General features: G+C 73.5%; 22 protein-coding genes. 12 read left to right on the forward strand and 10 right to left on the reverse strand.

The features are described from left to right. Nucleotides 1–136 precede the first annotated feature (136 nt). The 3 genes from Vau01_RS41270 to Vau01_RS41280 are packed head-to-tail and all read left to right on the forward strand — an operon-like array spanning nucleotide 137 to nucleotide 5,742. A complete protein-coding gene (locus Vau01_RS41270) occupies nucleotides 137–2,479 on the forward strand; it encodes a DUF5682 family protein (RefSeq protein ID WP_204005397.1) in 2,343 nt (780 codons plus the stop codon). A gap of 23 nt (nucleotides 2,480–2,502) precedes the next feature. After that, complete coding sequence (locus Vau01_RS41275; protein WP_204005399.1) at nucleotides 2,503–3,720, forward strand: VWA domain-containing protein; 1,218 nt, start codon at nucleotides 2,503–2,505, stop codon at nucleotides 3,718–3,720. 42 nt (nucleotides 3,721–3,762) lie between these two features. Continuing rightward, a complete protein-coding gene (locus tag Vau01_RS41280; RefSeq protein ID WP_204005330.1) occupies nucleotides 3,763–5,742 on the forward strand; it encodes a YehQ family protein in 1,980 nt (659 codons plus the stop codon). 1 nt (nucleotide 5,743) lies between these two features. Here the strand turns inward: Vau01_RS41280 and Vau01_RS41285 are convergent, their stop codons facing one another. Next, nucleotides 5,744–6,502: a hypothetical protein gene (locus tag Vau01_RS41285; protein ID WP_204005332.1), complete on the reverse strand. Its 759-nt coding sequence runs from the start codon at nucleotides 6,500–6,502 to the stop codon at nucleotides 5,744–5,746. A 158-nt stretch (nucleotides 6,503–6,660) separates the two neighbouring features. Here Vau01_RS41285 and Vau01_RS41290 point away from each other — a divergent pair, with 158 nt between their 5' ends. Next, nucleotides 6,661–7,617, forward strand: a complete 957-nt coding sequence (locus Vau01_RS41290; protein ID WP_204005334.1) for a hypothetical protein — start codon at nucleotides 6,661–6,663, stop codon at nucleotides 7,615–7,617. Here the strand turns inward: Vau01_RS41290 and Vau01_RS41295 are convergent. Together Vau01_RS41295 and Vau01_RS41300 are read right to left on the reverse strand one after the other, a co-directional pair. Next, nucleotides 7,597–8,265: a response regulator gene (locus Vau01_RS41295; RefSeq protein WP_204005336.1), complete on the reverse strand. Its 669-nt coding sequence runs from the start codon at nucleotides 8,263–8,265 to the stop codon at nucleotides 7,597–7,599. The genes Vau01_RS41290 and Vau01_RS41295 overlap by 21 nt on opposite strands. Continuing rightward, on the reverse strand, nucleotides 8,262–9,428 hold the full coding sequence (locus Vau01_RS41300; RefSeq protein WP_204005338.1) for a sensor histidine kinase: 1,167 nt from the start codon (nucleotides 9,426–9,428) through the stop codon (nucleotides 8,262–8,264). Before Vau01_RS41300 ends, Vau01_RS41295 begins: the two co-directional genes overlap by 4 nt. Before the next feature lie 152 nt (nucleotides 9,429–9,580). Here Vau01_RS41300 and Vau01_RS41305 point away from each other — a divergent pair, with 152 nt between their 5' ends. The 3 genes from Vau01_RS41305 to Vau01_RS41315 all read left to right on the forward strand — a co-directional run bounded on the left by Vau01_RS41305 (nucleotide 9,581) and on the right by Vau01_RS41315 (nucleotide 13,482). Further along, the gene (locus tag Vau01_RS41305) at nucleotides 9,581–10,591 is read left to right on the forward strand and encodes a DUF418 domain-containing protein (protein ID WP_204005340.1); all 1,011 of its coding nucleotides are present in this window, start codon (nucleotides 9,581–9,583) and stop codon (nucleotides 10,589–10,591) included. Between the two features lie 186 nt (nucleotides 10,592–10,777). Then, nucleotides 10,778–12,913: a hypothetical protein gene (locus Vau01_RS41310; protein ID WP_204005341.1), complete on the forward strand. Its 2,136-nt coding sequence runs from the start codon at nucleotides 10,778–10,780 to the stop codon at nucleotides 12,911–12,913. Continuing rightward, entirely contained in the window at nucleotides 12,910–13,482 is a 573-nt protein-coding gene (locus Vau01_RS41315; protein ID WP_204005342.1) for a DUF998 domain-containing protein, read from the forward strand. The genes Vau01_RS41310 and Vau01_RS41315 overlap by 4 nt, the downstream gene beginning before the upstream one ends. On the opposite strand, the gene Vau01_RS41320 is transcribed toward Vau01_RS41315, so the two are convergent. Continuing rightward, complete coding sequence (locus Vau01_RS41320) at nucleotides 13,455–14,405, reverse strand: GlxA family transcriptional regulator (protein WP_239152266.1); 951 nt, start codon at nucleotides 14,403–14,405, stop codon at nucleotides 13,455–13,457. The genes Vau01_RS41315 and Vau01_RS41320 overlap by 28 nt on opposite strands. Nucleotides 14,406–14,477: 72 nt before the next feature. On the opposite strand from Vau01_RS41320, the gene Vau01_RS41325 reads away from it, so the two are divergent. After that, complete coding sequence (locus Vau01_RS41325; RefSeq protein ID WP_239152267.1) at nucleotides 14,478–15,416, forward strand: NADP-dependent oxidoreductase; 939 nt, start codon at nucleotides 14,478–14,480, stop codon at nucleotides 15,414–15,416. On the opposite strand, the gene Vau01_RS41330 is transcribed toward Vau01_RS41325, so the two are convergent. After that, nucleotides 15,409–17,871, reverse strand: coding sequence for a carbohydrate binding domain-containing protein (locus Vau01_RS41330; protein ID WP_239152268.1), 2,463 nt, complete (start codon nucleotides 17,869–17,871; stop codon nucleotides 15,409–15,411). The genes Vau01_RS41325 and Vau01_RS41330 overlap by 8 nt on opposite strands. Before the next feature lie 226 nt (nucleotides 17,872–18,097). Between Vau01_RS41330 and Vau01_RS41335 the strand changes: the two genes are divergently transcribed. From Vau01_RS41335 to Vau01_RS41345, 3 genes are read left to right on the forward strand one after another with little or no spacing between them, the layout of a single operon-like run. Continuing rightward, nucleotides 18,098–18,880, forward strand: coding sequence for a putative hydro-lyase (locus Vau01_RS41335; RefSeq protein ID WP_204005344.1), 783 nt, complete (start codon nucleotides 18,098–18,100; stop codon nucleotides 18,878–18,880). After that, nucleotides 18,880–19,779, forward strand: coding sequence for a DUF6745 domain-containing protein (locus tag Vau01_RS41340; RefSeq protein WP_204005345.1), 900 nt, complete (start codon nucleotides 18,880–18,882; stop codon nucleotides 19,777–19,779). The genes Vau01_RS41335 and Vau01_RS41340 overlap by 1 nt, the downstream gene beginning before the upstream one ends. A gap of 10 nt (nucleotides 19,780–19,789) precedes the next feature. Further along, nucleotides 19,790–20,242 (forward strand): DUF8820 family protein, encoded by a 453-nt coding sequence (locus Vau01_RS41345; RefSeq protein ID WP_204005346.1) that lies wholly within the window; start codon nucleotides 19,790–19,792, stop codon nucleotides 20,240–20,242. On the opposite strand, the gene Vau01_RS41350 is transcribed toward Vau01_RS41345, so the two are convergent. The 5 genes from Vau01_RS41350 to kduI form a co-directional block, all read right to left on the reverse strand. After that, nucleotides 20,239–20,985 carry a copper homeostasis protein CutC gene (locus tag Vau01_RS41350; RefSeq protein ID WP_204005348.1) on the reverse strand — a complete coding sequence of 249 codons (747 nt, stop codon included), beginning with the start codon at nucleotides 20,983–20,985 and terminating at the stop codon, nucleotides 20,239–20,241. The genes Vau01_RS41345 and Vau01_RS41350 overlap by 4 nt on opposite strands. Before the next feature lie 48 nt (nucleotides 20,986–21,033). Next, nucleotides 21,034–21,225, reverse strand: a complete 192-nt coding sequence (locus Vau01_RS41355; RefSeq protein ID WP_204005349.1) for a tautomerase family protein — start codon at nucleotides 21,223–21,225, stop codon at nucleotides 21,034–21,036. 190 nt (nucleotides 21,226–21,415) lie between these two features. Continuing rightward, the gene (locus Vau01_RS41360; RefSeq protein ID WP_204005351.1) at nucleotides 21,416–22,192 is read right to left on the reverse strand and encodes an IclR family transcriptional regulator; all 777 of its coding nucleotides are present in this window, start codon (nucleotides 22,190–22,192) and stop codon (nucleotides 21,416–21,418) included. A gap of 17 nt (nucleotides 22,193–22,209) precedes the next feature. Beyond that, nucleotides 22,210–22,959, reverse strand: a complete 750-nt coding sequence (locus Vau01_RS41365) for an SDR family NAD(P)-dependent oxidoreductase (protein WP_204005353.1) — start codon at nucleotides 22,957–22,959, stop codon at nucleotides 22,210–22,212. Next, complete coding sequence (kduI, locus tag Vau01_RS41370; RefSeq protein ID WP_204005354.1) at nucleotides 22,956–23,777, reverse strand: 5-dehydro-4-deoxy-D-glucuronate isomerase; 822 nt, start codon at nucleotides 23,775–23,777, stop codon at nucleotides 22,956–22,958. Before kduI ends, Vau01_RS41365 begins: the two co-directional genes overlap by 4 nt. Before the next feature lie 134 nt (nucleotides 23,778–23,911). Here kduI and Vau01_RS41375 point away from each other — a divergent pair, with 134 nt between their 5' ends. Beyond that, nucleotides 23,912–24,916, forward strand: a complete 1,005-nt coding sequence (locus Vau01_RS41375) for a TRAP transporter substrate-binding protein (RefSeq protein ID WP_204005356.1) — start codon at nucleotides 23,912–23,914, stop codon at nucleotides 24,914–24,916. Nucleotide 24,917 lies beyond the last annotated feature (1 nt).

The following is a 24,917-nucleotide window of genomic DNA, read 5'->3' on the forward strand; positions in this document are numbered from 1 at the left end:
GGGCGGCCCGGCGCGGGGCGGCCCGGCGCGGGGCGGCCCGGCGCGGGGCGGCCCGGCGCGGGGCGGCACGGCGCGGGGCGGCACGGCGCGGGGAGACGAGGCGGCGACCGCATCGGGCGGTGTCACGCTAGTCGGGGTGCGGCACCACAGCCCGGCCTGCGCGCGGCTGGTCGAGGCGACGATCGCCCGCCTGCGTCCGGCGCACGTGCTGGTCGAGGGGCCGGCCGACATGAACGGCCGCCTCGACGAACTGCTGCTCGGCCACGACCTGCCGGTCGCGATCTTCAGCAGCTACCGCGATCCGGAGCGCACCCATGGGTCCTGGGCGCCGTTCTGCGCCTACTCGCCCGAGTACGTGGCGCTCACGGCCGGCCGGGGCGTCGGCGCCGAGGTGCGGTTCGTCGACCTGCCCGCCTGGCACCCGGCGTTCGCACACCGGCAGAACCGGTACGCCGACGCCGAGCAGCGCTACCACGAGGCGGTCGAGCGGCTGTGCGCGCGGTTCGCGGTCGACAACGTCGACACGCTGTGGGACCACCTGGTCGAGATCGAGGACCCGGACGGCATCGAGGAACGCCTCGCCACCTACTTCGACCTCGTTCGCGGTGAGGGTGACGGTGGCGAGGACGACGACGCCCGCGAGGCGTACATGGCCCGCTGGATCCGGGCCGCCGTCGCGGACGCGGGCGACCGGCCGGTGGTGGTGGTCACCGGCGGCTTCCACCGCCCGGCGCTCCTGCGGCTCACGGCCGAACCGTCCACAGAGGACGGTTGGCCCGAGGTGCCGGCCCTGCCCGAGGGGGCGGTGGGCGGCAGCTACCTCGTGCCCTACTCCTTCCGTCGGCTCGACGCGTTCGACGGCTACCAGTCCGGCATGCCGTCCCCGGCCTACTACCAGGACCTGTGGGACCACGGTCCGCAGGGCGCCGCCGACCGGCTCACCGGTGCCGTCGTCGCCCGGCTGCGCGACCGGCGCCAGCACGTGTCGACCGCCTCGCTCATCGCCGCCCGCGCGTCGGCCGCGGGACTGGCCACGGTGCGCGGTCACCGGCATCCGGCCCGCACCGACGTGCTCGACGGGCTCGCCACCACGCTCGTCGACGAGGCGCTCGACGTCCCGCTGCCGTGGGCGTCGCGCGGCACGCTGCGCTCCGGCACGCACCCGGTGGTGGTGGAGATGGTGGCGGCGCTGAGCGGCGACCGCGTCGGCCGGCTGCATCCCGACACCCCGCTGCCCCCGCTCGTGCACGACGTCGAGGCCGAACTGGAGCGGCTCGGGCTCGACGGCGACCGCGTGGTCGACCTGAACCTCACCACCGACGCGGGACGCACGCGCAGCCGGATGCTGCACCGCCTGCGGGTGCTGCGGATCCCCGGCGTGCGGCGCGACCACGGCCCGACCACCGGCGTCGATCCGGTGTTCGAGGAGGCGTGGACGCTCACGCCCGTCACCGAAAGGCTTCCCGCGCTGATCGAGGCCGGCGCCTACGGCGGCACGCTCGACGTGGCCGCCACCGCGCTGATCGAGGAGCGCGTCACCGACGCCGGCCCCGACGTCGAGCGGCTGGCCGCAGCCCTCTTCGACGCCGCGCTGTGCGGCATCGGCACCCTCCCCGACCGCCTCCTCGACCGGATCGACCGGGCCGTGAACGGCGCGCCGCACCTCGGCCCGCTCGGCGCCGTGCTGACCGTGACCCTGACCCTGTGGCGGCACGACCGGCTCCTCGGCACCGCCCGCAGCCTGGCCTTCGGCCGGGTGATCGGCGCCGCGGTGCGCCGGGCACTGTGGCTCGCCGAGGGCCTGCACGGCGGTCCGGCGCCGGCCGAACCGGCCCGGTTGGCGGCGCTGGTGGCAACCCGCGACGCGATCGTCCACGCCGGTGACGCGGTGGGCGCCGACCGGGAATCGGCACTGGAGGTGATGACCCGCGTCGCCGCCGACCGGACCGCCCCGCCCGATGTGCGCGGCGCCGCGTTCGGGTTCACCTGGTCACTCGGCGCGCCGGCCGGCTCGGCGGGTGGCGCGGCGGGTTCGGTGGGTGGCGCTGGCGGAGCGGCGGGTCTCGCCGGCGGTGCGGCGGGTCTCGCGGGTGGCGTGGTGGGGGGTGCGGAGAGGGCGATGGCGGCGGTGCGGTCGGCGGGGGCGGCGGATACCGTCGGCGACTGGTTGGCGGGGTTGTTCGCGTTGGCACGTGAGGAGGTGCTGCACGCGGAGGGCGTCGTCGGGATGCTGGATGAGTTGGTCGACGGGATGGGGGAGCACGACTTCCTGGTGGCGCTGCCCGCCCTGCGGCAGGCGTTCTCCTGGTTTCCGCCGCGCGAGCGGGAGACGATCGCGGGGCTGGTGCTGGCCCGGCGGGGTCACGGGGGGACGGGACGCGACCTGCTCCGGGACGCCGTCGACCCCGATGCGGTCGTGCGCGCGTTGGTGCTGGAGCGCACGGTCGACGCGCTGCTCACCCGGGAGGGGTTGATATGACGACCGGATCGGGTAGTGATCAAATCGCGGATCCCGGGTTGGAGCGGTGGCGGCTGATCCTCGGTGAGGCGGGGGATGCCTGTACCGGTGGGGGTGGCATGAGTGAGGAGGGGGCTGCCCGCGACGCCGCGCTCGACTGGCTCTACGGGCGGGACGAGGACCTGGCCAAGCGGGGCGTGCGGCGGGGCGCCGGCCGTGGGGGCGCGGGCGGCGGTGCGAACGGCCGAGGCGGTGCGGGCGGTGGTGCGAACGGGCGCGGGGGAGCTGCCGGCGACGGTCGGGCGGGCGGAAGTGGGCCGTCGCAGCTCACCACCGTCGACTGGCTGGACGAGATCACGCGGTTGTTTCCGCGGGAGACGATCGAGCGGCTCGAGCGGGACGCGGTGGAGCGGTACGAGATTCACGATGTGGTGACCGACCCGGCTGTGCTGGCGCGCATCGAGCCCAACGCGACCCTGCTCAAGGCGGTGTTGCGTACCAAGCACCTGATGAACCCGGAGGTGCTGCGGCTGGCGCGGCGCATCGTCGAGCAGGTGGTGCGGGATCTCATGGAGAAGCTCGCCCAGGAGGTGCGGATCGCGTTCACCGGGGCTCGGGCGCGCACGCCCAGCCGGTTCAAGCTTGCCCGCAATTTTGACGTCCGGCGCACGATTCGCCGCAACCTTGCCCACCACGATCCCGAGACGAAGCGGATCGCGGTCGAGACGCCGTATTTCCTGTCGCGCACGCGCAAGCACATGGAGCAGTGGCAGGTGATCCTCGTCGTCGACCAGTCGGGGTCGATGACGGGGTCGGTGATCCACTCCGCGGTGACGGCGGCGTGCCTGTGGGGGTTGCCCGGCGTGCGAACGCACCTGATCGCCTTCGACACCAACGTGGTCGACCTGACCAGCGACGTCGACGACCCGGTCGAGCTGCTGATGAAGGTGCAGCTCGGTGGCGGCACCGACATCGCCCGTGCGGTGGCGTACGGCGCGCAACTGATCGACCAGCCGCGCCGGACGATTCTCGCGGTGATCACGGACTTCTACGAGGGCGGCAGCGAGGCGCGGCTGCTGCGCACGGTCAAGGACCTGGTGGGGCAGGGCACGATCGTGCTCGGGCTGGCGGCGCTCGACGAGGACGCCAACCCCGTCTACGACCGCGAGCTCGCCCAGCGCATCGCCGACCTCGGTGCGCACGTCGGCGCGATGACGCCCGGCGAGCTGGCCGCGTTCGTCGCCGAGCGGGTGGGCCGATGAGAGCCGGGCGGGTGGGGCGATGAGAGCCGGGCGGGTGGGGCGATGAGAGCGGACCTGCTCGCTTTGACGACCGATGCGTTGACGACGTTGACCAACCGGGGTCTGGTCAAGCGGGCGACGAAGGAGGTCGACGCGGCGGCGCCGGCGTTGGTGTCGGACGGCGACGGGACGCTGACGGGCACGTTCGGCGACGGGGTCAGCACCAGGCTGCCGGTGGGTGGCGGGCTCGACGCGGCGACCTGCACATGCGGGGCGAGCGGGGTGTGCCGGCACGTGCTGGTGGTGGTGCTCGCGTACCAGCGCGACGCGGCCGGTGCCGGCGCCGAGGCGCCACCGGAACCGGAGAATGCGGTACCAGCGGCGACCTCAGACGCGTCTTCAAGAATCCACGCGACCACCGGATGGTCGCCCGGGGCCTTCACCGACGATCAGCTGGCCGCGCGGATCGGGAAGCGGCTGATGACGTCGGCGCAGCGGGCGGCGCGGGCCGGATACGCGGCGCGGGTGGTGCGGGCGACGGCGGCCGACCCGGCGCCGCGGGTGGAGCTCAGCTCCTGCTCCGTGCGGTTCCTGGTGCCCGCCGACCTCGGGTTCACGCACACCGACGCGGTGAAGGGCGCCCGCGACGACGTGATCGCGCTGGCGGTGTGGGCGTTCCGGGTCGCCGACGAGCGGCATCCCGGGGTTCCCGACGTGCAGGTGCAGGTCGGCGGGTCTTTGGACACGTCGGAGACCGGGCTCGCGGAGGCGGTGGCGCTGGCCGACGAGGTGCTGCGGACCGGCGCGGTGCACGCGGGGGCCGGGCTCGGCGGCGCGATCGCGGGCGTTCAGCGGACGCTCGACGCGGCCGGCCTGCGCTGGCCGCTGCTCGCCGTCGGCGACGTGGCCGAGCAACTGACCGCGTACGCCGAGCGCAGCAGCCGCTACCGGCCCGACCTGCTCGCCGACCTGGTGACCGAACTGCACGCCCGCCATCGTGCGGCCGCGAAGGGCGACGGCCTGCGCTCGCGCATCCTCGGCACGGAGGAGGCGGCACAGACGCCGCTGCGCCGGCTCCGCCTCGACGGGCTGGGATGCAGGATCACCGGCGACGCGACCGAGCGGGTGGTGGAGATCTTCCTCGCCCACGCCGACAGCGCGACCGTGCTGGTGATCCGCCGGATCTGGCCGGTGTCCGGGCCCGACGACCGGGTGACCAACCGGCGGATCGCCGGTGCCACGGTGGCGGCGCTGGCGGCCGGCTCGGTGGTGACCGAGTCGGCGGTGCGCAGCGCCAGCCGCACGGTGCGGTTGGGCACCGGCAACCTGGCGAAGACCTCGGTCGGCCCGTCGTCCGGCGCCTGGGACAAGCTGCCGGCGGGGCTGATCGTCCGCGACCTCCCCGCGGCGGCGGCCGAGCTCGACGAGCTGCCGCCGCGCTTCGTGCGGCCCCGGGTCGAGGCGGAACTGGTGCGGGTGGTGGAGATCGCCGAGGTGCGCGACATCGTGTACGCGCCGGGTGCCCAGCGGCTCGACGCGGTGATCGTCGACCCGGCCGGGGCGCCGGGGCTCGTGTCGTCGGTGTACCGGCCGACGGCGCCGGGTGGCCTCGACGCGCTGGCCCGGGCGTTGAGCGACGGGCCGCGGTTCGTCAGCGGGACGCTCCGGCGCCACGCCGGCGCGGTGGTGGTGGACCCGCTGGCGGTGGCCGTCGACGGTCGCGTCGTCGTGCCCGACCTCGCCGTCGACGAGCCCGCGGTGGCGCTGGCGACGGGATCGTTCGTCGAGTCGGACGCGCTCGATCTCGCCGTCGACGGTGCGGTGTCGGTGCTGGCGGAGGTGGCCCACCGCGGGCTGGACCACCTGCCGACGACGTTCCCGGAGCGGCTGCGGGCGGCGGCGGCCGAGCTGTCGCGGGCCGGGCTGGCCCGGGCGGCGGGGTCGGTGTCGGCGTTCGCGGCGGCGCCGCCCGCCTCGGCGGAGGCCGTGGTGGCCTGGGTGGACGCGTACCTGAGGCTCGCGGTGACCAGCGACCTTCGCTGAGTTACTCGTGCGGGAGGAGACGGCGCCAGCCGGCCGCGAGGTACCTGCCGTTCGGGGCGCGGTACGTGGTGAACGTCCACGCGTCCCTATGAGAATTGGCGTGGGGGATCGCCCGGACCGCCGCGCGGGCGGACCGGCCGTACAGGTCCACCGAACCGGAGAACTGGTCGGGCGGCGGGATCGGGACCGGCACGTCCGCCGGCCACGGCGGCACCGGCGTGGCGGGTGGCTGCTCGACCCGCATGGTCACGAGGCGGATGGCGGCCGGCGCGAACGGGTGGCCGCGCAGGGCCCAGTCGCGGAGATCGGTGAACTCGTCCAGAAGATCGTAGAGGGGACGCGGGAACGCGCGCTGCTCGCGCAGCACGGCCAGCCCCTCGGCCGAGATGCTCCACGTGCGGCCGCCCCGGCGGGCGGTGAACTTCGTGGCCGGCACGTCGGCGACGACCGGGGAGCCCGGGCGCTTCACGCCGTTGTCCGGGTTGCGCAGCACCGACGCGGCGAAGTCGACGAACTCGTTCAGCGCTCCCCGCCGCAGCCGGCGGTACTCGGCGGCGTCGGCCACCACCAGGCCGTCGCCGTAGACGGCCAGTTGCGGTGGACGCAGTTGCAGGTACCCGGCCGGGACGAAACCGCCCAGCTCCTCCCACAACGCCACCGGGCGGCTGCTCGTCCCCGCGATGGCCGGGACGGCCGCTCCCGCGCCTGCTACGGTGCCGGCGACGGCGGCCGCGACACCCAGGAACCCCCGACGATCCATCTTCGTACCCCCGTGCGTTGCCGATCTCCCCGGTCAGTCTTCACGGAGGGGGACAATTCGTGACGGAAACCGGGGTATACGACTCCAACGCGTGACCGCGTCGTTGAAGGGGGGTGGCAGTGATCCGGATGGCGACGGCCCTGGCTATCTTGTCGCTCGTGGCGGGCGGCATGGCGGGCGGAATAGCGGGCTGCGGTGCGGACGACACCGACGAGACGGCGTCGGCCGCTTCCACGGCGGCGTCGGCGTCGCCGTTGGTCGCGTCTGTTTCGCCCAGCGCCTCCGCGCCGCCCAGCGCCACCCCGGCGCAGACCGTCGCGCTGCCGACGGGGGTCACGGCCGGAGTGGCCGTCTACGACCGGAAGGCCGCGGCGTTCACCGTCCAGCACAACGTCGAGCAGCGGTTCCGGTCGGCGTCGCTGGTGAAGCTGCTCATCGCGATCGACTACCTCTGGACCCGGGAGACCGTCGCCGCCGGCGAGCGGAAGCAACTCGACCTCATGCTCAGCCGCAGCGACGACAACGCCGCGAGCCACTTCTACAACCTGGGCGGCCGGACGGCGGTCATCGCCCGGATGAACCAGCGGCTGGGCATGACCGTCGTCCCGCCGACCGCGCCCCGCACCGGCTGGGGCTCCACCGAGGTGAGCGCGGCGCATCTGGTGCGCGTCTACCGGTATCTGCTCGACGAGGCGCCGGCGCGGGTGGGGCAGTACATCCTGGGACGCCTGCGCAAGGGGACGTTCACGAAGTGCGGCACCGACGGGTACGACCAGTCGTTCGGGATCCCGTCGGCGTTTCCGGGCGTGCCGTGGGCGGCGAAGCAGGGCTGGTACGAGTTCGCGAGCGCGCCGAAGAACTGCACGAGCGCGACGCCGGCGGTGTTCGTGCCCGCCGAGGCCGAGGTCGTGCCGGTGGAGTTCGTGCCGGTGGAGGTCGCGCCGGCGCTCGCCCCGGTCGATTTCACCGGGGAGGCGCTGCACACGACGGGGATCGTCGGACCGGACGACCGCAGCATCGTCGTGATCCTCACGGTGCATCCGCACGGCACGCAGTACTCCGTGGCGACGGCGGCGGTCACGAAGCTGGCGGCGTCACTCCCGCTCACCGCGTAGCCCGGCTCGAAGGCCGGCATCGTGGGCGAGCAGCGCGGCCTCCGTGCGGTTGCCGCAGCCCAGTTTGACGAGCAGCCGCGAAACATAGCCCTTCACGGTCGCCTCGGACAGGTGCAGCCGGCGCGCGATCTGCTGGTTCGACCGGCCGGCGCCGAGGCTCGCCAGCACCTCCACCTCGCGATCGGTGAGCGAGCCGACGAGCGTGCGGGCGCGCTCGGCGTCGGCGGTGTTGTTCACCAGCCGCTGCGCGGGCACCGCCGACAGCACCGTGTGCCCGGCCGCCGCCACCCGTACCAGGTCGACCAGGTCCTCGGGCGACGTCGACTTCACCAGGAACCCGACCGCGCCGGCCCGCAACGCGCGCAGCACGTACTCGTCGAGGTCGAACGTCGTCAGCGCCACCACACGGGGCGGGGAGGGCAGCGTGACGATGCGCTCGATCGCGGCGAGCCCGTCGACGCCGGGCATCCGCAGGTCCATCAGCACGACGTCGGGCGTGAGGCGCACGGTGGCCTCGACCGCGTCGGCGCCGTCGTAGGCCTCGCCGACCACCTCCAGGCCGGGCGCGGCGGCGAGAATCGTGCGCAGGTGCGCGCAGACCATGCGTTCGTCGTCGACGACGAGGATGCGGATCGCGGCGCCGCTCATCGGCGCACCGCCGTGGGTACGTAGACCGGCAGCGTGGCCCGCACCGTGAATCCACCGTCCGATGTGGACCCCGCGGACAGCGTGCCGCCCACCACCTCCACCCGGTGCCGCAGGCCGGCCAGGCCGCTGCCGCCGCCGGCCGCGGTGAGGTCGGCGTCGGGCGGCCGCCGCGGGGGAGTGTTGGAGACGGTCGCGCGCACGCTGTCGCGTCCATAGTGGACGGACACGGTGGCGTCGGCGCCCGGCGCGTGCTTGTGCACGTTCGTCAACGACTCCTGCACGACGCGGAACAGCGTGCGCCGCACCGTCGGCGCCACCACCGCCGGGTCGCCGTCCTCGGCGAGGCACACCGGCAGGCCGACCGCGCGGGAATCGTCCACAAGGGACTCCAGCCCCGGCTCGGTGCCCGGATCCGTGGTGCCGGTGGGCTTCCCGCCGTCGGCGGCCGGCCCGGGCTGGCCGTTGCGCAGCACGCCGACCAGGTCGCGCAGCTCAGCCAGCGCCTGGCACCCGGCCACGCGAAGCTCCTCGGCCGCCGCCCGCGCGGCCGGATCGGTGCTGCTGACCCGCAACGCGCCGGCCTGCAGCACCATCAGGTTGATGCGGTGGGTGACCACGTCGTGCATCTCGCCGGCGAGCCGGATCCGTTCGTCGGCCCGTGCCTGCTCGGCGAGCAGCAGCCGCTCGCGTTCGGCCCGCTCGGCCCGGCCGGTGAGTTCGGCCACGAGGCTGCGGCGCGCGTTGAAGTACATGCCGAGCAGCGCCGACACGAAGATGACGGCGGGTGCGGTGAACGGGTCGTCGACCGCCCACGCGTGCATGCCCACGAGGAACGCCGTGGCGAGAAGCCCGACGGCGCCCCACTGCCGCGACCGTGGGCCGCTGGCGTACGCGGTGACGGCGTACGGGATGAGGAACGCCGCCCACGCCGGCGCGAACAGGCTGATCGCCGCGATCGCGAGCGTGGCGGTGTACGGGTACCGGCGGCGCACCAGCAGCATCGCCGCGGCGGCGGCCTGCGCCACCGCGTAGACCCACGCCGGCGCGGTGACGAACCGGGTGCCGACGTTCGGGTCGGCGAACGCCAGGGCGGCGCCCATCACGGCGGCGACCACTGCCACGGCCACGTCGACGGCGACCGGAAGCATCCGGCTGCGTCCCATGGGTGCAGGGTATCCGGGCGGCGGGGTTCCGGCGCGGCGTGCGCGGCGCGTCCATTCGAATTGACCGTGACCACCCGACGAAAGTAGGTCGCGGTCGCGACCTTCACCGCTGACCGCGCCGCGCACCCATGCGATGTGATCGATGGATGACAATGGCCCGGGTTGACGGGAACGAGGTGTCCACCGCCGGTCCACGCATCCACGCGCTCGACACCCTGCGCGGATTCGCCCTGTGCGGCATCCTGATCATCAACGTCTACCAGCAGGTGGTGTTCCGCGGCGAGGCCGCCGGCAGCGCCCCGAAGATGCCGGAAGCCGTACAGGTGCTGTTCTACGAACGGTTCTATCCGATCTTCTCGATCCTGTTCGGGATCGGCTTCGGCATCTTCCTGCGCCGCGCGGCGCTGCGTACCGACCGACCACGCGTGATCCTGGCCCGCCGCCTCGGCTGGCTCTTCCTCATCGGCCTCGCGCACTTCGCGGTGCACCCCGGCGAGGCGCTCACGGCGTACGCGCTGGCCGGTCTGATCGTGCTGATTCCGGTGAGTTTTCTCGGTGGACGCGCTGCGCTCGCCGTCGCCGTGGCGCTGCTCCTCCTGGGCGCGCAACTCGTCGTCGGCTACGGGCCGATCCCGGGCCTGCTCGCCCTCGGCTACGCCCTGGCGATGCTCGACGTGCCGGCCGCGCTGGAACGCCGCACGGGCCGGGTGACGGTCGCGTTCGTCGTGTTCGCTGCTCTTTCTCTCGCCTACGTGTGGCTGCGGGCGGACCTGCCGTTCGTGAACGTCGTCGGTGGACCCGGCGGCGGCGTGAGCCTGATCCCGCCGCTGGCCGGAATCGCCACCGGCCTCGCCTACTGCTGCGGGCTGCTCCTGGTGGTGCGCACCCCGATCGGTCCGGCCGTGTCGGCGGTGCTGTCGCCGATGGGCCGGATGGCGCTGACCAACTACCTCAGCGCAACCGTGCTGTTCCTCGTGTTCGGGCCGCTGCTGGGCATCGACAGCACCGACGACCTGCCGATGATCGTCGCGCTGACGGTCGCGATCCTCGTGCTGCAGGCGTTGTGGAGCCGGTGGTGGCTGCGGTCGTTCCGGTACGGGCCGGCGGAGTGGGCGTGGCGGTGCCTGACGTGGTGGCGCCGCGCCCCGATCCGCGCCGCCTGACCCGCGCGGCCTGTCCGGTTTGCGGATCTTGGACTCCTGGAGGGGTTATGGCACCTCACGCAGTCCAAGATCCGGAATTCCGAGCGTCGAGCGTGTACGGGAGTTCAAGATCGTGGGAGAGGGTTGTGGCCGTTCCGATGCCGGCGGGTGTCCGGACGGAGAGGAACGCGTTTCTACTGTCGGCGGATGCGGGGAGTGCTCTGTGCGGTGGCGATCGGGGCCCTGGTCGGTTTCCCGGCCGCACCGGCGGGTGCCGACGTGCGGGTCGCGACGGCGGATCCGGGTCCGGTGATCGTGGTCGGGGTGGCGGGGCTGCGCTGGTCGGACGTCTCGGTCACCGGGACGCCGGTGCTGGCGTCCATTGTGGACGGTGCCGCGGTCGGCGCCCTGTCGGTGCGCTCGGCGCCGGCGCCGCCGGACGTCACCTGCCCGGGCGAGGGGTGGCTGACCCTCGGCGCGGGCGGCTACGCCGCGATCGGCGGGAGTGCGGCGGCCGGCTGCGTGCGGCGGATGGCGCCGCCGGTCGAGGTGGCCGATCACGAGTCGTCCGACGGGGTGCCGGACGGCGTGTCGGCCCGGGTGCCGGACCTGCCGGCGCTGTACGCGGTCAACGCCGGCCTGCGGTTCGGCGCGCGGCCGGGGACGCTGGGCGACGCCGTGCCGTGTGCCGTGGCGGTCGGGAGCGGAGCGGCGCTGGCGGTCGCCGATCGGCACGGCATGGTCGACCGGTACGTGCCGTCCCTGCCGGACCGGCCCGGGCGTCTGTTCGAGGGCTGCCCGCTGACGGTGGTCGACCTCGGTTCGCTCCCGGCCGGATCCGGTGGCCGGCGTCAGGGGCTGGCGGCGGTCGAGCGGGCGCTGGGCACGATCGAGGCGTCCCGCCCGCCCGGCAGCACGCTGCTGGTGCTCGGGGTCGCGGGCAGCGTCGGCGATCCGGCGCCGCGGCTGCACCTGGCCGCCCTCACGGGTCCCGGTGTCGAGCCCGGGTGGCTGGTGTCGCCCAGCACCCGGCGCGCCCCGTACCTGCAGCTCAGCGACGTCGCGCCGACCGTGCTCACGCTGATCGGCGCCGACCTGCCGGCCGGGCTCGCGGGCCAGCCCGTGCGGGGCGGCGGCCCCGGCCGCCCGGACGGCGTCGAGGCGACCGCCGCGGCGCTGGTCGACCTCGACCGCGCCGCCGCCGCCCAGCGTGCGGCCGTGACCCCGTTCTTCGCCTGGTACGGCGCGCTCCTGCTGTTGATGCTCGGCCTCTACGCGCTGATCCGGCGCCGCGGCGGCGCACCGGGAGCGGCGGCGGGCGGTGCCGCGCTGCTGTTGGCGGCGGTGCCGGCGGGCACGTTCCTCGCGAACCTGGTGCCGTGGTGGCGGGCGCCGTACCCGCCGTTCGCCGCGTGGGTCGCCACGCTCGTCGCGGCCGGGGTGATCGCGGGGGTGGCCCTCGCGGCGTCCACGCTCGGCCGCCGTCCGGCGCGGCCGGGCGGAGCGGCGGCGTCGGGGCCGGGCGGAGCGGTGCGGCCGGGGCGGGCGGCGTTGGTGGTCGCGGTTGTCACGGCCGGCGTGCTCGCCTGGGACGCGGTGACCGGTGCCACCCTGCAGATCAACAGCATGCTCGGCTACAACCCGCTGGTGGCCGGCAGGTTCGTCGGCTTCGGCAATCTCGCCTTCGCCGTGTTCGCCACCGCGGCCCTGCTCGCCGCCGGTGCGGCCGCCGGTGGGCTGCGGCGAGCGAGGCCGCGCGCGGGCATCGCGCTCGTGACGACGGCGGGGGTGGTGGCTCTCACGGTCGACGGGGCGCCGGCGTGGGGGGCCGACTTCGGTGGCGTGCTCACGCTCGCGCCGGCGTTCGTCGTGCTCGGGCTGCTCACCGCGGGCGCGGCGCTCCGGCCGGGGCGGTTGCTGGTGGCGGGCGCGGCCGGGGTGCTCACGGCCGTCGGGATCGGGCTGCTCGACGCCCGGCGACCGGTCGAGCAGCGCAGCCACTTCGGCCGGTTCGTGGCCGGCATCGGTGACGGGTCGGCGGTCGCGACCGTCCAGCGGAAACTGGACGCGAACCTGGACCTCCTGTTCAGCGGCCCGCACACGATCGCGGCACTGGTCCTCACCGGTGCGGCGTCGGTCTGGCTGCTGCGCACGCCGGCGCCGCTCGCGGCGCTGTACGTCCGCGAACCGTGGCTGCGTCCGGCGCTGGTGTCGGCCGTGGCGATGGCGTGGATCGCGTTCGCCACCAACGATTCCGGAGTCGCGATCCCGATCGTGGCGATGCTGGTGGCGGGCCCGACGGTGCTGGCCGTCCACACCCTGAACCGGCCGGGTCGGGCATGACGCGCGCGCTCGTGTCCGCGTCGCTGGCGCCCGTCTTCCTGATCGGCGGCTGGACGCTCGCCGCGCGGCGGCAACCCGCCGGGTACGACGCGATCCGGGACACCATCAGCGCGCTCGCCGGCCACGGCGCCACCGACCGGTGGGTGATGACGGCCGGTCTGGTCGGGCTGGGCGTGTGCCACCTGGTGACCGCGTCGGGCCTGCGGAGCGCCGCGACGGCGGGCCGGGTGCTGCTGGCCACCGGGGGAGTGGCGACGCTCGCGGTGGCCGCGTTTCCGCTGCCCCGTACCGGATCGTCGGCGGCGCACGGGGTGGCGGCGCTGGTCGCGTTCGGCGCGCTGACCCTGTGGCCGGTGCTCGCGCGCGTCCCGAAAGGAGCGCGCGTCCCGAAAGGAGCAGTCGCGACCGCCGTCCTCGCGACACTGCTCGCCTGGTTCGGGTTGGAACTGTTCGGCGACGGCGCCCACGTCGGGCTGAGCGAGCGCGTCCTCGCGGGCGCGCAGGCGATCTGGCCGCTCTGCGCGGTCGTCCTCATGAAACGTCACGCGGCGCGGAACGTCCGCCGGTAAGCGGACGGTGAAACCCCCAACGTGACGCCGAGGTGCTGCCGCATCGACGCGGCGCTGCCGAACCCCGCGACCGCCGCGATCCGGTCGATCGGCAGGTCGCTCGACTCCAGCAACCGGCGCGCGTGCTCGATCCGTTGGCGGGTCAGCCACTGGCCCGGTGTCAGGCCGACCTCGTCGCGGAAGCGGCGGGTGAACGTGCGGACGCTCATCCGCGCGTGCGCGGCCAGCTGCGCGAGTGACAGCGGTTCGCCGAGGCGGCGCAGTGCCCACTCCCGCGTCGGCGCGGTGCCGCTCGACGACGGCTCGGGCACCGGCCGCGTGATGTACTGCGCCTGGCCGCCCTCGCGCCACGGCGGGACCACACACAGGCGGGCGACCATGTTGGCGACCTCGCTGCCGTGGTCGCGGCGCACGATGTGCAGGCACAGGTCGACGCCCGCGGCGGCGCCGGCCGACGTGAGGATGTCGCCGTCGTCGACGAACAGGACGTCGGGCTCGACCCGCACGGTCGGGTACATCGCCTGGAAGTGCGGCGCCTCGTACCAGTGCGTGGTCGCGGTGCGGCCGTCGAGGAGACCGGCGGCGGCGAGAACGTAGGCGGCGGTGCAGATCGAGACCAGGCGGGTGCCCGGCCGCACCAGCGCGAGCGCCTCGGCCGCACCGGGCGGCAGGACGCCGTGGCAGAGCCCGTGCGACGGCGGGATCACGACGGTGCCGGCGGTGGCCAGCACCGACGCGTCGTGCCGCACCGCCACCTCGAAGCCGGCGTCGGTGGCGACCGGCCGCCCGTCGAGCGTGCAGGTGAGCACCTCGTAAAGCGGTTCGTCCGCCGGGGAGCGGGCCGCGCCGAAGATCCGCGGCGCGATGCCGAGTTCGAACGGGACGACGCCGTCGAGCGCGAGCACGACCACACGATGTGCCATGGCCAGATCCTTGCACATGTTGGCGATCGGGCCACTCCTCTCCGTCCCGGAAATCCCGGATGCTCGGACACCATGACGAACACGATGCGGGCGATCAGCCTGGGAGATCCGGACGGACTGGTCGAGATCACGGCGACCCGGCCGGAGCCGCTGCCGACCGAGATCCTGGTGAAGGTGCACGCCGCCGGCGTCAACCCGACCGACTGGAAGTCACGCCGAACAGCCGGCAGCAAGCTGTGGAGCGACCCGCCGATCCCCGGCTTCGACGTGGCGGGCGTGGTCGAGGAGGTCGGCTTCGGGGTGACGCTGTTCCGCCCCGGCGACGAGGTGTTCGGCATGCCGTGGTTCCCGCGCCAGGCCGGCGCGTACGCCGAATACGTGACCGCGCCGTCGCGGCACTTCGCCCGCACGCCGGCCGGCCTGCCGTTCACCGACGCGGCCGCGCTGCCGTTGGTGTCGCTGACCGCGTGGCAGGCGCTGGTCGACACCGCCGACATCCAACCCGGCCAGCGGGTGCTGATCCACGCGGCGGCCGGCGGCGTCGGCCACGTCGCCGCGCAGATCGCCAAGGCGCGCGGCGCGTACGTGCTCGGCACCGCCCGCGCCGCCAAGCACGACTTCCTGCGCGGCATCGGCGTCGACGAGCCGATCGACTACACCGCCGTCGACTTCGCGGCCGCCGCGCGCGACGTCGACGTCGTCCTCGACACCATCGGCGGCGACTACGCGGAGCGGTCGCTGCGGGTGCTGCGGCCCGGCGGCACCTACCTGTCGATCGTCGCGGGGATCGACGACGGGTTGTCGGCGGCGGCGTCCGCGCGCGGGCTGCGGGCCGCGTTCGTCCTGGTGGAACCGGACCACGGTGCGCTCACCGAAATCGCCGCGCTGGTCGAGCGCGGCGATCTCACGGTGACGGTGGACGCGGTGCTGCCGCTGGCCGACGCCGCCAAGGCCCACGAACTCGGCGCGTCCAACCGGACGACGGGAAAGCTGGTGCTACGGGTCAGCTGACGGCGAACGCGTACAGGTCGCCGCCGGTCTGGGTGAACCGCAACCGGACCGGGCCGGCCGGCAGCGTCGAGGTGGCGCCCCACGTCACGGCCGCGCCGGGGGCGAGGGCGTTGGTCGTGACGGGGGTGGCGTCACCGATTCCGTAACCGGGCAGCGGGTTGCCGTCACCGTCGAGGACCTCGACCCGCAGCGAGCCCCCGCTGCCCGGGTCGTAGTTGACCGTCAGCGTGCGGCCGGCCGGCGTGAGCGGCCGCGTGGTCACCGAACCGGCGCCGCGGAACGACTCGAACCGGTCGGTCGGCCACGTGACCAGACCGATCTTCGCGTTGCCGGTGGCCTTGCCGCAGTCGCCGGCCGTCACGTTCGCCGACCCGCACCCGTGCTCGCCGGCGAACGAGCTGTACCAGAGCCGCGTCTCCCACTCCCCGTTCTGGAGTTGCCGCGTCTCCATCGTGGTGCCGCTCATGTTGAAGCCGTAGTCCCACGAGTCGATCCCGCCCCGCGTGACGATCGGGGTGCGGTTGGGGCGGCTCCAGCTGATCAGGTCGCGCGACGCGGCGAGGCCGAGGTGGCTCCGGCCGGCGTCGGGGCCGGGGTCACCGTTGTCGCGGTTCGGGCTCCAGCCGATCTCGAAGACCCACGGGACGCCGAGGAACTGGTCGCCGTAACGGATCGCGGGCATCCCGTAGAACTCCGCCCACGGCGTCATCCCGTGCCGGGAGGTGCCCGACGGGATCAGCGCGTCGTCCTGGAGGTCGGCCATGTGCGCCGGTCGGGGTGCCGTCCACGTCTTGAAGTCGGTGCTCGTCGACACCCACACGTGGCGCGGACCCGGCCCGACCGACGGCGGGGCGTAGTCGGCCGGGACCGGCTTGATCATCGCGATGTATTTCCGGGTGACCGGGTCCCAGCTCGCGTTCGCCACGTCCCAGCCGGGGATCGGTGTCGAACCGGGGACGGCCACCCACGCGATGCCGTCGGTGGACTGCTCCATGTAGTAGTGCCGCATGGGGTTGTCCGACGGCGGCGAGGCCGGCAGGTTCGGGTTGTTCGTGTGGTGGGCGCGCATGCGGAAGAACCGTGGCAGGCTGCTGCCGGGCGTCCACGCCGCGTTCTGCACGACGCCGTTGTTGCCGCGGTAGCTCACCGGCGTGGTGCGGCCGTTGCGGGTCCAGGTGACGCCGTCGGTGCTCGTCACGTACCCGGTGCCCTGGGTCGTGTGGTACCACATGCCGTAGCCGCCGTCGATCGGCAGCACCGACCCGGACAGGCGCGGGTTGGCGTCCCAGTCGCTGATGCCGCTGAGCACGACGCCGTCGTTCGGGCCCTTGGTGCCGGGGCGCATCACGCGCGTCACGCCGCTGTACGACTCGACCCGCTGGTCGCCGACGAACAGCACCGCCGCGTTCGCGGTCAGCGCGGCGTCGTAGGACGTGTCCGCGCTGGACCGCAGCGTCACGTCGTCCCACGTGGTCGTTCCGGTGGCGGCCTGCGTGCTGTAGAGCCGCACGGTCAACCCGGCGGTGCCCGACGGCGCGGTGCCCGTCACCGAGACCTGCCGCCACCCCGAGCCCGCCGGCACGTTCGCGGTCGGCGGCGTGCCGAGCCGGGCGCCGGCCGCGTTGCGGAACTCCAGGTACAGCACGCCCGTCGGTCCGTTCGCCCACACCGACGCGGTGACCGACTCCCCGGCCGACGCCGGAACCTGCCGGCTCAGCACCGACACCTCGCCGCTGCCCGACGTGTCGGTGGTCCGCACGCCCTGCCCGGTGCGACCCGGCGCCGACGTCACCGAACCGCCCGCGGTGACGACCGTCCACTCGGTCGGCCGGGTGTTGTTGCGCTTCTGCTCGAACGCGGCGTTCGGGACCTTCCGCTGCGGCGGCGGCAACGCGGTGACCGAGACGTCGTCCCACACCGTCGTGCCCGACTCGGCCTGGGTGCTGTAGGCGAGCACGGTGGCCGTCGTCGCCTCGTCCGGCGCGCTGCCCCGCACGGTCAGCTGCTGCCACCCGGTCGCGGACCCGGCCGCCACCGACGTCGCCGCCGCCCGCACCCCGTCGGGCCGCCAGAACTCCAGGTACAGCGAGCCACCCGTGCCGGCGACGCGCTGGATCCACGCGGTCGCGGTCACCTCCTCGCCGGGCAGGACGGCGAACGGCGCGCCGCGCAGGCTGATGCCCGCGGTGGTCGAGGAGTCGGTCAGCCGCGCCGCCGACCCGCCGCCGTGCACCGGCGACGTGACGACCGCGACGGCGGACGCGGTGTCGGCCGTCCACGACGACAGGCCCGCCTCGAAGCCGGGATTCGCGAGTAGCCGGACCGCGGCGGTCGCCGCCGCCGGAACGAGGACGGGTACGTCGGCCGCGCGTTCGCGGGCGGTGCCTGGGCCGGTGACGCCGGCGGCACCGACGCCGGAGAGCAGGAGCGCGGACACGAGCAGGGCGCGTCGCATCGATAAACCTCACTTCCCCCGTGGAGAAGTCAATCCAAAATGGCAAATCGTTCCATGTCAATCGATCGAGTTCACCCCGCGGGCACCTCGGGTCCGGAATTCCCGATCTTGGACGCCGTGAGGGCCTGGAGCACCGCAAGGAGTCCAAGATCGCGGAGGGAGGGGGTTGTGGGATTGTTGAACGATTCTTATAGTCAACACATCCTTCGATGGCGGGAGGCAACGGATGTCAGTCGACGCGTTCACCACAGCGGCCGACCTGAGAGCGGCCTTCCGCCGCGGGCTCAGCCGGCCCACCGCGGGCCTCGCGCCCGGCGCCGTGCAGGCGAACCTCATCGCCGTCCCGCGTGACTGGGCGTTCGAGATGCTGCTGTTCGCCCAGCGGAATCCCCGGGCCTGCCCGGTGCTCGACGTCACCGAGCCCGGAGACCCGGCCACCGTCCTCGCGCCCGGCGCCGACCTCCGCGCCGACCTGCCGCTGTACCGCGTCTGGCGGGGCGGGACGCTGCACCGGGAGACGCCGGACGCCACCACCGAGTGGCGCGACGACCTCGTCGCGTTCCTGATCGGGTGCAGTTTCACGTTCGAGGGCGGGCTGGCCGCGGCGGGCATCGAGGTGCGTCACATCGCGGCCGGCTCCAACGTGCCGATGTACCTCACCGGCCGGGAGTGCCGGTCGGCCGGGCGGCTGCGCGGGAACCTCGTGGTCTCGATGCGGCCGATCGCCGCCGACCGGGTGGCCGACGCGGTGCGGATCAGCGGCCGGTTCCCGGCGGTGCACGGGGCGCCGGTGCACGTCGGCGACCCGTCCGGCCTCGGCATCCGCGACCTGGGGCGGCCCGACTTCGGCGATCCGGTAGAGGTCCGCGCGGGGGAGGTGCCGGTGTTCTGGGCCTGCGGGGTCACGCCGCAGGCCGCCATCATGGCGTCGGGCGTGCCGTTCGCGATCACGCACGCGCCGGGGCACATGTTCGTCACCGACGTGCCCGACCGGGAGTACGAGACATGATGACGCGGCCGCTCACGGCCGCGGAGCGCACGGCCATCGTGGACGCGCTGCGCAGCCGCTACGAGGAAGCGGGGTTGCCCTGGCACGGCCGGGTCGTGTGGACGCCGTCCCCGTCGCCGGGCACGGTTGTCGAGGCGCTGCGCTGCCCCCCGTCCCCGATGCCTTTGACGCTCCTGGACCGCCTTCGCCACCACCGCGAGCCACCGCCGGCCCCCGCGGACCGGACCTGGCTGACCCTGGACCGGCGGTTCCGGCACCGGTGGCCGGACGGGGCGGACTGTCCCCTGATCCACGTCCGGTGGGCGCTCGACGCGGCCCTGACCCGCGCCGGCACACCGCCGGAGCGGTTCCACGGCATCGGCCGGGCCGGGCCGTGGTGGCCGCGCCGACACGTGACGGTGGTGAGCGAACCGCCGGTCGAGGTGCACGTCGAGCGGGTGGACGAGCACACCCACCGGTTGCACAACGCCGACGGGCCGGCCGTGCGGTGGGCCGACGGGTACGGCGTGTACCGGTTCCACGGCATCGCGGTGCCGGCGGAGATGATCGAATCGGGCTGGCACGGCCGGGAGATCCAGCGGCAGCCGAACAGCGAGGTGCGGCGCGCCGGCATCGAACGCATCGGGTGGACGCGCTACATCGCCGAAGCCGGCTGGCGACTCGTCGCCTCCGCGCCCGACCCGGGAAACGAACCGCACGAGCTGCACCTGTACGAGGACCCGACCCGGCGCGACGGCGTCCGCGTGCTCGTGATGACGAACGGCAGCCCGGACCGGTCGGGCCGGCCGCGGCGGTACGCGGAGGCCGTCCCCGTGCACCTCGACGATCCGGTGGCGGCGGCCGCGTGGCAGTACGGCTGCCCGGTGCGCGTCTACCGGCGGCTGAAACGACGGACCTGAGGGAGACATCATGCACACGTACGGCAGCGCGCTGGCCCTGATCGGCACCGGCGTTCCCGACCACCTGGTCGCCGACGCCGAGGTGCCCGTGCTCACCGGTCCGCAGGCGCAGGGCGACCTGCTGGTGTTCCGGCGGGCGGCACCGTCCACTGTGGAGTGGCGGGCGCTGCCGGCCGCCGGGCTACGGTTGGTCGACGGCGAGGCGACCGGCAACACGCACTGGCTGCACGCCGGCTTCGCGTCACCGGGCGTCCGGTGGGCGGCGTCGACGCTGGGCCCGCAACGGCTCGGGTTCCTGTTCGTCCCGCCGGGGGAGACGGCGCTGCTGATCCACACCGACGAGCACGGCGCCAACGGCGTCGGCCCGGGCACGTACGTTGTCCACCGCAAGCGGGAACAGGTCCAGATCCCGGACGACGAGCCCGAGCCCGGCCCGGCGGCGACCCGCCTCGTCGCCGACTAACCCCGGGCGGCCCGGCCCCGGACCGCCGCGAGGATCGCCTCGATCGTGCCTCGATCGGTGACCCGTCGGGTGTGGTCACCGTCCGCTGTGGACAGTGTGACGCGCGGGTTGCGGTGCCGGGCCGCACCGTCCACTGTGGTGCGTGCGGAGAAGTGGATCTCCGAAACGCCGGTGGCGGCCACGACGCGCGCCACGTTGTGCGCGGTGATCCCGCCGCCGGCCATGACTATGAGACGGTCGCCGGCGGCGTGCCCGAGCCCGGCGATGAGCGGCGCGCCGTCGAGCGCGGACGCCTCCTGGCCCGAGGTCAGCAACCGGTGGGCGCCGAGGTCGAGGATCGCGTCGAGCGCCCGGTACGGCTCCCGGGCCACGTCGAAGGCGCGATGGACGGTGACCGGGAGGCCGCCGGCCGCGTCCACCAACCGCCGGCACGTGTCGACGTCGAGGTCGCCGTCGGCGGTGAGCGCGCCGACGACCACGCCGTGCGCCCCCGACCGGGCGACGGCCCGGACGTCGCGCACCATCGCCGACACCTCGTACCGGTCGTAGACGAAGTCGCCGTCGCGCGGCCGGATCAGCACGTGCACCGGGAGCGCGGTGGTGGCGAGCACCTCGTCGACCAGGCCGGCGCTCGGGGTGAGGCCGCCGGTGCCGAGCCCGGCGCACAACTCGATCCGGTCGGCACCGGCCGCCTCGGCGACCAGCGCACCGGCGACCGTGTCGACGCACACCTCGGCAAGCACCCGGCCAGCCTAATGGATCTTGCCGTGGGGCCGGGCCGGGCCGGCCGGTCAGTTCGGCCGCTCGGACTCCAGCGTGCCGCCGTTGGCCACGTCGGACTTCTCGATCTCGTCGAACCGGATCCGGACGGATGCCCGCTTCGCCTTCAGGATCGCCACGGCCGCCTCCGTCACCGCCTCGACGAACTCGCGACGCTGGTCGATGGTGCGGCCCGAGAGCAGTTCCACCGTGATGTTGGGCATCGAGTCCTCCAGGATTTGTTCAGCCGTCCAGAACATCATCCCGTAGGACGGAACAAAATCAAGCCCGTGACTCTCTACGGCCGCGAGGCCTGGGCGACGTGGTGCGGCGTTAGTGGACTCCGGTGGGCCGCAGCGCGGGTGGCCGCTGCTGTTACAGGTGATCGGGTGCCGCCGCCGGCGACGGGCGGGCTCAGCCGGCGGCGCGGGTGCCGGGGTCCATCGGGGCGCCCAGCGACAGCGAGACCTCCCGCGCCGCGGCGATCACCTGGGCGGCCAGGGCCTCGTTCTCGACGTCGAGTTCGTGGGACAGGGCCGAGATCGAGATGCCGCCGATCACCCCGCCGGTGTGGTCGGCCACGGGCGCGCCGATGCAGTTGATGCCGGGGTCGTTCTCCCCGTCGTCGACCGCGAAGCCCTTGTCGAGCGCCCCCTGCAACTGCCGGCGGAGCACCGCCGGGTCGGTGATCGAGCGACGCGTCACGGCGGTGAGCCCGACCCGGCCGACGATCCCGTCGACCTCCGCCTCGGGCAGGCAGGCCAGCACCGCCTTGCCGATCGCGGTGGTGTGCAACGGGACGCTCATCCCCACCCGCGACTTCATCTGGTACGGCCGGCGACCCTCGATCTTGTCGACGTACACCACCTCGTCGCCGCTGCGGATGGCGAAGTGCACGGTGAGACCGGTGCGGTCGCGCAGTTCGCGCAGCGCTCCGCGGGCCTGCACCGCCGGGTCGAACCGGCTCATCATCCGGCCGGCGAGCGTGAGGATGCGCGGACCCGGCAGGTAGCCGCCGTTGCCGTCGGCGCGGGCGAAGCCCCAGCCGAGCAGCGACTGCAGGATGCGGTGGACGGTGGACTTGGGCAGACCGGTGGCGGCCGCGATGTCGGTGACCCGGTGGTGCTCCGCCAGCGCCTCCAGCACGGTGAGTGCCTTGTCGATCGAGCCGCTGGGCATACCTGTAGCCACCCCATCACCCTAACTGATCATCGTGTCATCCAGCCGCCGTCGACCACGAGCACATGGCCCGCCACGTAGTCGGACGCGGCCGAGGAGAGGAACACCGCACCACCGACCAGATCGTCCGGCCGACCCCACCGGCCGGCCGGGATCCGTTGCAGGATCGCCGATCCACGGGACGGGTCGGCCCGCAGCGGCGCGGTGTTGTCGGTCTCAATGTAGCCGGGCGCGATCGCGTTCACCTGTACCCCAAAAGGGGCCCACTCGTTCGCCAGCGACCGCGTGAGCCCGGCCACCGCGTGCTTCGAGGCGGTGTACCCGGCGACGTTGATCCCGCCCTGGAACGACAGCAAGGACGCGATCATGATGATTTTTCCGCGCCCCCGCTCGACCATGCCGGCGCCGACCGCCTGCGTCAGCAGGAACACCGCGTCGAGGTTCACCGCGAGGACCTCGCGCCAGGTCGGGAACGGCTGCGAGACGGCCGGACCGCGCCGGATCATGCCGGCGTTGTTGACGAGCACGTCGACCGGTGGCAGGTCGCGGACCGCGTCGGCGATCCGGGCGGGCGGGTCGCCGAGGTCGACGGTCCACACCGTCGCCGTGCGGCCCGCCGCGCGGACCTCGTCGGCCACCTCGGCCACCCGCGACGGGTGCCGGCCGTGCAGGACGACGTCGGCACCGGCGCACGCCAACCCGACGGCGAGCGCCCGCCCGATGCCCTTGCCCGCGCCGGTGACGAGCGCCGTGGTGCCGGTGAGGTCGAACAGACTCACCGCAGGTCCCGGACGTCGACCGGCTCCAGGTCGTCGTACGCCTGGTTCTCGCCGCCCATCGCCCACACGAACGAGTAGCTGTGCGTCCCGAATCCACAGTGGACCGACCACGGCGGCGAGATCACCGCCTCGCCGTCGGCGACGATGAGGTTGCGGGTCTCGTCGGGTCTGCCCATCAGGTGCACCACGCGGTGCTCCGGCGGCAGGTCGAAGTAGCAGTAGACCTCGGTGCGACGGTCGTGCGTATGGCAGGGCATCGTGTTCCACATGCTGCCGTCGGCGAGCACGGTGACGCCGAGCACCAGCTGGCAACTCCGGATCCCGTCGGCGTGGATGTACTTGTAGATCGTCCGCTCGTTCGAGCCCGACACGGATCCCAGCTTCACCGGCGTCGCGTCGGCCAGCGCGGCCCGCCGGGTCGGATGAACGGCATGCGCGGCCGTCGAGACGAGATACAGGCGGGCGCCGTCACCGGAGAAGCGCACCACCCGCGCGCCGCGGCCGACGTAGAGACACTCCCGCGCGGCGAGAGAAAAGGACCGACCGTCGACCTCGACGGCCGCGTCGGCCGTGCCGACGTTGACCACGCCGAGCTCGCGCCGGTCGAGGAAGGCCGACGCGCGCAGCGGCGCCGGCGCCGGGAGGTCGACCGGCGCGTCGCCGACCACCACCCCGCCGACCACCAGCCGGTCGTGGTGCGAGTACGTGAGCCGGATTCCCGGGCCGGCGAACAGATCCTCGACCAGGAACCGGGCCCGTAACCCGGTGGTGTCGAGCGTGGGCACCTCGCTCGGCGCCGTGGCGTGGCGGACTTCCATCGAACCCCCTGTCTACCGGCAGGTATCAATATATTCCATCAGGTCGAACCTTGTTCCGTCTGCTGGAACACAGTACAGTGCCCGACATCGAACCCGGAACACCCACGAAACCGGAACTTCATGAGGGGATCCCCATGGACAGGCGGCGCTTCCTTTCCCTGTCGATAGCCACCACGAGCGGAGCAGCCGCCCTGCTCGCCGGATGCGGCGACGGGGACGACGGTGGCGGTGGCGGTGGGAAGACCGACGTCCGGCTCGGCGACACCGTCAACGAGAGCAACCCGGAGATCGCGGCCGAGAAGTACTTCGGCGAGCGGCTCAACGCGCTCACGAAGAACGCGTACGACGTCAAGGTCTTCCCGAACGGGACGCTCGGCGACCACAACCGCATGAACGAGCAGGTGCGCAACGGCACGCTGCAGATGACCAAGACGCTGTTCGCGAACCTCACCGCGTTCGACAAGCGGCTCGGCGTCCTCTCGCTGCCCTACGCGTTCGCGAAGCAGGCCGACCTGTTCACCGCGCTCGGCGGCGATCTCGGCAAGCAGCTCTCCGGCATCCTGGAGTCCTACGACCTCAAGGTGCTCGCCTACTTCGACTCCGGCGCGCGCAACGTCTACAACAAGAAGAAGCCCATCAAGTCGCCCGACGACCTCAAGGGCCTGCGCATCCGGGTGCCGCAGGACGCCGTCGCCATCGACACGTTCAACACCCTGGGCGCGCAGGCCACCCCGCTCACCACCAACGAGATCTACTCGGCGATGCAGCAGGGCGTCATCGACGGCGCGGAGAACAACCCGATCTTCTACGTCACCAACAAGCACGTGGAGGAGGCGAAGTTCTGGTCGTGGACCCGGCACCAGTTCGGCGTCGACGCGTTGCTGGTCAGCAAGAAGTGGTTCGAGAAGCAGTCCAAGGCGAACCAGGACGCGTTCGTCCAGGCCGGCCAGGACACCGAGAAGCACGAACGCGAACTGTGGGCCACCGAGACGGAGAAGTACGTCAAGCAGGCCACCGACAAGGGCGCGAAGATCAACGACGACATCGACGTCGCCGCGTTCCAGAAGGCCGTCAAGCCGGTGCTGGAGAAGCACCGCGCCACGTTCGGCGACCTCGTCAAGCTGCTGCCGGTGAGCTGAC

This window comes from Virgisporangium aurantiacum (genome assembly GCF_016863635.1).
Classification (GTDB): Bacteria; Actinomycetota; Actinomycetes; order Mycobacteriales; family Micromonosporaceae; genus Virgisporangium; species Virgisporangium aurantiacum.